Raw genomic sequence first — 9,312 nt, 5'->3', positions numbered from 1 at the left:
GTACGGTAACGATCGGTTTAGGGAATGGCTGCGAAGCGTTTGACTCGATTCCGGCTTCATACAAGCAAGCGTTAATCGCCTTGAAGCAACGGTTTGTATGGGGGGGCAACAAGGTGTTCATACATTCCTTGATTGAGGAAACCGGGATAAAGGTCGGATTGTTCTCGGTGGAAAAAAGAAGCAGCTTGCTGATGTTCATGCGAATCGGAAACATGCCCGAGACGGAAGAATGGCTCTCGCGTTTTTTTCATGATACTCGCGTCCAAAAAGCCTCTATGGACATGCTGCTTCTCGCCGGAATCGAAATCGTATCTACAGGCCTGGAATTTTTGGCCGAAGCGTCGCAAAGCTCTGAAGATGTCTTCCGAAATACGACACATCCCGATTTGATACAACACGTTCAGCGGATGAAAACCTTCAACGAGCTGGAGGACTGGATCCGTGCTTTCATTCTAAAGGCCATGGATCATGTGCATAGTCGCAAAACCAACAGAGCCTCCAAAGTTATCGAGGAGGTCAAAACGTATATTTCGAGGCATTACGGCAACGAAGAACTGCGAATCGAAGATATCGCAAAGAGCGTTCATATGAATTACAATCATCTTTGCTTCGTGTTCAAAAAAGAAACGACCTTTACGATCAATGACTACCTGACCGAAATACGGATTATTAAAGCAAAAGAACTTTTTGATCAGGGAGAGAAGGTTATCCAAAATGTAGCGAACCAAGTGGGATATGTAGACGCCAACTATTTCAGCAAATGTTTCAAAAAACAGATGGGAATCACACCTAGCAAATATGTAAATCAAATCAGTTAGCCTATACTTCCATGCAGACGTTAGTGGGAAAGTGAAACTTTGCCGCCAATGTCTATTTTTTACCGTTAATTTTACTACTGGTCCGAGAATAATCTCTGTACTAAGATTGGCAATATTCGTAAAATTAATTCAAGGTTGATACCGCTTTCAGAACCTGAAGTCAATCTGATATCCGCTTTCACAAATAGGGGAGGTAAACAATGAAAACGAAATCAAAGGCAGCAGCTATGTTCCTTATGGCAAGTACTCTTCTGGTTGCAACGGCATGCAGCAATGGGAATGAAACAAAGTCCAATCAGCCGTCCGACAATCCGTCGCCCTCGGCAACAAGTAAGGAGGATAACAAGAGTACGGCGAAGACGGACAGCAAAAAAATCAAAATGAAAGTCATAACGATTACAACAGACGAAAATCGCAATAAAATTATGGAAAAATTTATTAAACCGAATATTGCTACAGCGCTTCCCAATCTGGAAGTCGAGTTTGAGCCCGGCGGCGGCGGCGAGGATATGGCAAACAAATTGAAGACGTTGAACGCATCCGGGGATATGCCGGACGTATTCTGGAATGACGCGGGCTACTTTACGCCGTTGAAGAGCACAGGCAGCATTCTGGATTTGACACCTTATATTTCCAAAGACGGTTTCTTAGGTAAATACGCGGTACCAGATGCGTTAAAGCATGTAGATAACGGGATTTACAGCTTGTCTTCCGGAGCGGACACATATTTCACCCCTGTCATCTTCTATCATAAAGATATGTTCGAGAAAGCCGGGGTTAAAGTGCCAACCACGTTTGATGAGTTGATTCAAATCTCGAAGACGCTCAAGAGCAAAGGCATGGTACCGGCTGTAACTCCTGGCAAGGACGGGTGGGGACCGAAGCTCTTCATGCTGCAGCAAATGATCCAAACCGGAGATCCGCAGGCGATGGCAGACCTTGTCAGCAACAAAACGGACTTCAACAATCCATCCGTCAAGGAAGGAGCGACTCGCATCGAAAAACTGGTCAAGGAAGGCGTGTTCCCAGACGGAATAGCCAATATAGATTACGGTCCAGCGATGGAAATGTTTACATCCAAAAAGGCGGCTATGTTATGGCAGTTTACTTGGGAGTTGCCAAATCTCGCAAAAGACGAAACGGTTGATTTCTTCCCATTTCCAAGCGCAAGTGATAAGTATAACCCTACAAAGAATGTACAGTTCTGGGGTTCTCCGGTTAACGGTTATGCGGTCAACGGCAAAACCAAGAATCCGGAAGAGGCCGTCAAACTTGCCGAATTTCTAGCCATGGCGGATGCATTATACTTTGAATCTACCGGTGCTCCTATATCTTTGAAAACAGGAAACAAGGCAATGGATAGGAGCCCGCTTATGCAGAAGTTCGTTGACTGGTACAATCCGATTCCTAATAAAATCCCATCCTGGGCTCTTAATTCGCTAGATGCGAAGACGTCTGCTGAAATATCTACGCAAGGAGCGAATTTATTAACGGGCGAGTACGCAGCTAATGATTTTAATGTGGCGATGAACAAGATCTGGAGCCAAAATACGTGGTTTGCCAAGTAAAAGATAATTTAACAGCTAAATCCCCTTTGGAGAGATCCTAGGGGGTTTAGACACAAACTAAATGGTGGAGAGAGCGATGAACAAGTACTTTAGCACCAAAGTGTCTATATTTGTGTTTGCTTTCCCGGCATTGCTGCTGTTTACCTTATTCTGCGTATACCCTTTGCTGCCGGAGATCTGGATGAGCTTGCATAAGCATGACGGGTTTAGAAATTTGGGTTTTGTTGGTTTAAATAATTACAAAGAAGTGATATTATCCCCATCCTTTTGGACCGCACATAAAAATACGTATCTTATTGTAGCCATCTCATTGTTACTGGGACTCCCCCTATCCATGATGCTTTCGCTTTTTATGGATGCTCAGACACCTAAGTTTCGTCGCTTCTTCAAGACGGTGGCGATGTTTCCCGCGATCTTATCGGTCACTGTTGTTGCACAGATTTGGCTAGCGTTCTACGAACCAAATTGGGGCTTATTTAACGCGATTCTCAACTCATTAGGGTTGAGCTCTTGGACACATTCGTGGTTGACGGAAAAGAAAACGGTCATGCCCAGCATCGGTTTGACATTCCTGTGGCAATATATTGGACTGAACGCGATGCTGTTTTATACAGGAATCAAGACCATACCCAAGAGTTACTATGAGGCGGCATTGATTGATGGAGCTAATTTTGTTCAAGTTAGCTTACGAATTACGATCCCTTTGCTGCAGAATGTAATCAAATACGTGCTTATTCTGTCTACATTAGGCTCAATGGCATTTTATTCGCATGTACGAGTCATGACGGCAGGTGGCCCGGGAGATCAGTCCAGAACGGTCATCTACCAGATGTATTACACGGCATTTGATACTTCCGAATTTGGCAAAGGCACTGCGATCGCCGTAATTTTTATTCTGGAATGCCTTTTGATCTCCTTTTTCATTCAAAGGTTCGTTGCCAGAGAAAAACTGGAGTTTTAAGCTGGAGGGGAGCTTTCTGAAATTATTAAGTCGAGTGTTTTGGGTAGTTGTGGGATGCACGTTTTTGTTTCCTTTGTATTGGATGGTAACAATGTCGTTGAAGTCCAAAAGCGAAGCTTACAAAAATCCTTTTGGGATACCGTCTTCCTGGGATTGGTTGAACTTTAGCGAAGCGCTGTCCAAATATCATTTTTATACGTATTTCGAGAACAGCGTAATTTATACCGCAGGCACAATCGTCATTACGTTGATAACCGGCAGTATGCTTGCTTATTGCCTCAGCCGTATGCAATGGAGATTCAACTCCGCGATGTTGCTATATGTATCTATGGGTTTAATTGTCCCAATCGAAGTCGTCGTTATTCCTTTATTCCAACTGGTTAAATGGCTGCATATCAAAAATAGTTATTTGGGTCTTATCTTGCCATACTCCGGCTTCGCCATCGCTTCGTGCGTACTGATGCTGTATGCCTTTCTTCGGTCTTTGCCTAATGAGCTGGAAGAAGCGGCATGCATCGATGGAGCGAATGTCTATCAAACGTATATGAAAATCATATTTCCAATCGTAATGCCAGCGCTCATGACGCAATGCGTTCTTATATTCATTCGAATCTGGAACGAATTTCCGCTTGCTTTTATTATTGCTTCCAAGGATCAGTTGCGGCCGCTTACGGTGGGGTTGCTTGGATTCTTTGTCAATGTGGGAGTTGCGGATTGGGGGCTTATCGGCGCGAGTATGCTACTGTCAAGCTTGCCTATGATCATCGTTTATTTAATAGGCAACGAAAAGATCGAAAATGCATTGACGGCAGGTGCAATTTTGAAGTGACGAATGTGAAGTGGGAGAAGGGACACCTGATAAGGTGTCTTAACTCCGTAGATAAGAAAATATAAGTCTTATACGGTAGCTCGTCCCGAGAATTTTCCTTACGGTCCACTAATAATCTCTGGGAATATTCGTGCAAACTGGTATCATAAAAGTATTAATTGATAGCGCTTCCAATGTTGATAATAGAGCTGCTCAGTCAAAGGTAATGTAAAGGTTAGGAGCCAGAATCCTGTTCCAGGAACAATCAAATTCTTGAAATTGTTTATTATGATTTGCTCATAGTAAGGAGAAAATTTCCCGAAAATGAAAGCGTTTTTATCCATCGGCAACAGAGAATCCGGCACTAATACCGCTTAAGCGGTAATGTGTATAGCATTTTACTTATATCCAAGGAGGTTTTATGAAAGTGAGAAGAAGATCATTCATTTGGATTATGACTTTGGTAATGTTATTTTCCATGCTGCCACTTCCAGGGTCGGTATTCGCAGCTGACAGTGCGCCAATTGCAACTGCGGCTGGCAGTACGCCAAGTGCAACTATCTATGTTGCTACAAATGGCAATGACACCACAGGTGACGGAACGCAAGGAAAGCCGTACAAAACGGTTGCCAAGGCAAAGGCAGTAGTAAGGACTCTACCTAAGACCGGCGGGGATATCGTCGTTCAAATTGCGGATGGATTTTATTCGCTTGATGAGACCTTGGTATTTAACAAGGATGATTCCGGAAGTGCAAGCAGCACGATTCGTTATGAGGCGGCGCCGGGTGCGAAGCCGGTCATTAGCGCGGGTGAAATGTTGGGAAAAGGCGTATGGACAGAAGCTGTTGGCCTTACCCAGACTGGCGGCTTAAAGGCGTATAAAACGACCCTGAACCGGAGCGATAAGCTGCGCGCACTCTATGTAAACGATAAGGGCGCCACCATGACGAAGAGTTCGGAAATAGCTTCGGCCAACAGAACCGTCACCGGCACCCCCACAGCCAGTTTTACCGCTGCCAATAACCCTTGGGCGTGGCAGAACGGCACCAACATCCGGGCGGGTATCGTATTCGATGCCAGCGTAGGTCTGACGACGGCAACGAAAAACCCCCAAAACATCGAAGCCGAAAGCACGGGCGGCTCCACTGCTAGATGGGCGAGGCCTTTTATCACCTTCGCGTCGATCGAACAGGCGCCGGCAGCCAGCAACAAGCCCGGCGGTGTCATGCTCCGGTTCCAGATGCCGTATGGGTTCATTTCACAGTCATTGGGTAATAACACGCAATACAATCCTGGTAACAATCAAGTCATCCGCAACGCTTTCGAGTTCTTCAACAAACGCGGGAATTTCTATTTTGACCAGGCGGAAAGCACGCTTTATTACATCCCGCTTGAAGGCGAAGATATCAATACCGCCGACGTGGTCATTCCAAGGCTTGAGACGGTCCTCGACATCAGAGGAATCCCTGTAGGAGATCGATTAAACCCTGTTGCGGGCTCGGATGATGGACGTGTCAAAAACATAACCTTCAATGGGCTAAAGTTTGCCCATACCGACTACAAACTGACTGAACTGACGGGCACATATACACTTAGCGACGGATCCGGTCCGGTAACGACCAGTTCCCGTGGTTATGCGTCCGTTCAGGGCTCTATCGTGAACAAGGTTTACTTCCCCAGCAGCATAAACTGGCATGAGACTTTCTACCGAGGGTATGACATACCGCCGGCAGCTGTCATGATCAACGCAGCGAGGAACATCAAAGTGCTGAACGGCGAGATTGGGCTTACCGGATTTAATGGCATCCATGTAGAAAACGATGCCAAGGATATCGAAATCTCGGGCAACTATATCGTAGATACGCTCGCTTCTGGCATTGTAATCGGACATCCGCAGCATATCTATGAAAACGATGTGGCGATTACGCATGAATCTAGTGTTTCGCTCTCTGGCACGCCTATAAGGAACTGGGCCGGCGTTGATAAGGAAAAATTTACGGCGGGTACGGAAGCCGTGCCGGAGAATATTTATATTACAAATAACTTTTTGTACAGGACCTGCTACGGATTCCCAGGCGCTAACGCACTGGCTTCTTTCTACACAACGAATATGCAGGTACTGCACAACTACATTTATGACACCACTTACGGCGCCATGAGCATCGGCTGGGGTTGGGACGAGTATGATGGGTTCGGCTTTACCGCCCAAGGTACCAACAAGACTGGCGGCCCTTACAATGGTACGAGTGAAACGAGCATCGCAAGGTCTCCAGCAATATCTACGACCTCGAGGAATAACAAAATAAACTTTAACCGGGTAGAGGAAATTTGCACGGTAGTTAATGACTCCGGAGCCATTTACTCACTGGGACGGCAGGGCGATCCGGGTAACTTACCGGGCGGAGGGACATGGGACACCATCAACACCGTCTACCCTTTGACAAACGACCCCGTCACTAACAAGAATAGTAACTGGAATTCTGACAACTGGACGAATTTCACCGAGATGAACTACAACTTCCTTAACCCGAATCCAACGGACAAACCCACGACCTCCAACAACTGGATGAACGGGTTCCATCCCGACGAAGGCAGCACGTTCATCAAGATGATTGGCAACGTTGTGCAGTCAAAGCTCTCTTATGCCCCCGGACAGAGCCGTCTTATTGAGTTTAACAATTGGAAGCGCAAAAGCGATATGATTATGGTCCAAGGTTACGTGGATGGGGATAACAACCAGAATGGCGCCCCGAGGACTACTTATGACAATTACAAAAGCACAAGCCGCATTTGGCCACTTAAGGGCAACGAAATCGTTTTGAATTCGGGCCTTACCAACGAATACACGAAGATGATCCCAAGGAGCCTCATTGCCGATACCGAGTTTGAGTTGGCTTCCAACGTCATCATGGGTAAAGGTGAAAAGCTGAACCGCAGGGGTCTGCTAAAAGCTCAAGACACAGTTTGGGTCGCGCCCACAAACACAACTGTCTTTAATGAAGGCAATACGATGACAAAAGCTGCCGGCGATGTAAAGTCAATCAACGCTCCGTCTGCCGCAGGAGAATACAAACTATATATTAAATATGGAGACGGCAGAGAAACGGCCACTTCCAAGTATACAATATACGTCGACGCGAGCGGTTCAGCAGCCAATGTGGAAAATGGGAAAAACTACGAAGTTTCAGCGGTACGTCCGCTTAAACTGACTTTGAGCAATGATTACACCTTTACGCTTAACGGCAAGCCTGTGGCGAATGGGTACGAAATCAGCACCGAAGGAAGCTGGACCTTGGTAGGCAGCACTTCGACGCCTGCAATAACCCTCAACTTTACCACCACAGTATCGGTGGCGAATAGGCTGCTCTCGGCTGACGTGTCAGTAGCCCCCGGCGGGAAAGTCAGGTTTGCGTACGATTTGGACGACGCCACAAAACAGATATGGATTTCCTCATCGAGCGACGGAAATTTTATTGAAAGCGACAAGGAAACAATGGCCTCTGGCAACATGATAGAAATAACTGCGCCAAAGTTGCCCGGTCCATACATTATTTATGTACGGTCGAAAGAAGGCGATGTTCTCAGCCAGTCGCACGCTCGTGTAGTAGTGCGCGATATGACGCCTGTCGATATTCCTAGAGATGGTCTTGACGTATGGCTCAAGGCTGATGAGGGCGTGGAAAAAGATGGCAGTGGCAACGTGACTGGATGGACAAATATGGGAAGCGTCCCGGCGAAGCTTGTCCCAGCGAACGTCCCCGGCAGCGGTGGTGATAATCTTGGAACACCAAACGGTAACCCTACGCTAAAGAACGATGGATACGACTATGTAGATTTCGCAGCGATGTCAAGGCCGCTAAAAGCTGCAGGCTTTAAAAATTATAACGGTAGTACGCAGATGACGATATACACGCTGGTTAGACCAACAACTACAGCCAACAACTCCAGTGACCAAAATGGTCTTGTTTATTTCGGATTGAACGAGGCTTACCAAACTTGGGCGGCCAACAGCGGTTGGAGCGGTATTAATCTAGGTGTAGGAACAAACAGAGTTAACATCCGCTTTGGTAACACGGATGGCAGCGTATCGGGCGGCGGGCAACAAATTACAACAACAGCCACTGATGGTCTGGCCAGCGTTCGGGCGCAGCTTAACGGAACTAATAGAGCCGTTTATGTTAATAACAATGTCATCGGCACTGGAACCAACGCTAAGGCGCTTTTAGGAAACAGCTCGGATCTGGGCGTAGGTTACACGATGGCGGCTGCAACCCCTTACCGCTTCCTGGGCAGAGTCTCGCAGATTCTCATCTACAATAGGGTGCTGACAGCTGACGAAATTACGAAAGTAGAAACATACTTTAACGATGTTAAAGCTGGCCGTGGTGGACCAGCAAACCCTATTGTCTCAGCGGTCGATAAAACCTTGCTAACCGCCTTGATTGAGGGCGCCAATAACAAAGACTCTCAAATTTACACAAGCAATTCATGGAACGCTTTTGCAAGCGCATTAAGTGAGGCCAAAACTGCTGTCTCAAATAGTGAGATCGGGCAAGCAGCGGTGGACAATTCCTATTACGCGCTGCGTGACGCGATCAAAGCGCTCCAATTGATACCAAGCGGAGTTAGTACCGCCGTATACGGAACGCCTGTTATCGGCGGCTCCGAGCTCGACCCACTCTGGAATACGACCGCCACGCTGCCGATCCTTAAGCATCTGACAATGACGAACGGTCCGACGGACGGCTCAGGTAAAGTGCTATGGGACAATAATAACCTGTATGTACTGGTACGTGTAAAAGACCCTGTGCTGAACAGCAGCAGCAGCAACGCGTATGAGAAAGACTCTGTCGAAATCTTTGTGGATGAGACTAACAGTAAACAAACCACTTACGGCACAGGTATGGGACAATACCGTGTTAATTATCTCAATGAGAAAAGCTTTAATCCAGGCAGTATCAGTGCGGGGTTTGAGTCTTTTGCCAAAGTCGTAGATGGCGGCTATTACATTGAGACTAAAATTCCTTTTAAGGCAAGTGTTCCTGCAGCTAATCGTGCCATTGGATTTGATTTACAGATCAATGATGCGAAAGCAACAGGCGGCCGTCAAGACATTATCATGTGGAACGACGTGACCGGACAGTCCTATACCAACGG

At 46.6% G+C, this 9,312-nt stretch carries 5 protein-coding genes; all 5 read left to right on the top strand.

Going from position 1 to position 9,312, the window contains the following annotated elements; translation table 11 throughout:
- Positions 1-818 (top strand): helix-turn-helix transcriptional regulator (locus AC1DUA_RS11055; protein WP_477499792.1); only part of this gene is annotated, 818 nt, incomplete at its 5' end.
- A gap of 200 nt (positions 819-1,018) precedes the next feature.
- Entirely contained in the window at positions 1,019-2,386 is a 1,368-nt protein-coding gene (locus tag AC1DUA_RS11050; protein WP_477499791.1) for an ABC transporter substrate-binding protein, read from the top strand.
- A gap of 76 nt (positions 2,387-2,462) precedes the next feature.
- Positions 2,463-3,347 carry a carbohydrate ABC transporter permease gene (locus AC1DUA_RS11045; protein ID WP_477499790.1) on the top strand — a complete coding sequence of 295 codons (885 nt, stop codon included), beginning with the start codon at positions 2,463-2,465 and terminating at the stop codon, positions 3,345-3,347.
- 64 nt (positions 3,348-3,411) lie between these two features.
- Positions 3,412-4,176 (top strand): carbohydrate ABC transporter permease, encoded by a 765-nt coding sequence (locus tag AC1DUA_RS11040; RefSeq protein ID WP_477499789.1) that lies wholly within the window; start codon positions 3,412-3,414, stop codon positions 4,174-4,176.
- 400 nt (positions 4,177-4,576) lie between these two features.
- A partial coding sequence (locus tag AC1DUA_RS11035) for a sugar-binding protein (protein ID WP_477499788.1) occupies positions 4,577-9,312 on the top strand: 4,736 nt, incomplete at its 3' end.

The organism is Paenibacillus sp. 01T422, assembly GCF_056398785.1.
The sequence above is the reverse complement of the archived record's forward strand: the minus strand, read 5'-3'. Positions and strand labels throughout refer to the sequence as shown.

Bases quoted from the DNA above. Each gene is read 5' to 3' on its own strand.
- AC1DUA_RS11050 (WP_477499791.1), top strand. From the start codon at position 1,019: ATGAAAACGAAATCAAAGGCAGCAGCTATGTTCCTTATGGCAAGTACT.
- AC1DUA_RS11045 (WP_477499790.1), top strand. From the start codon at position 2,463: ATGAACAAGTACTTTAGCACCAAAGTGTCTATATTTGTGTTTGCTTTC.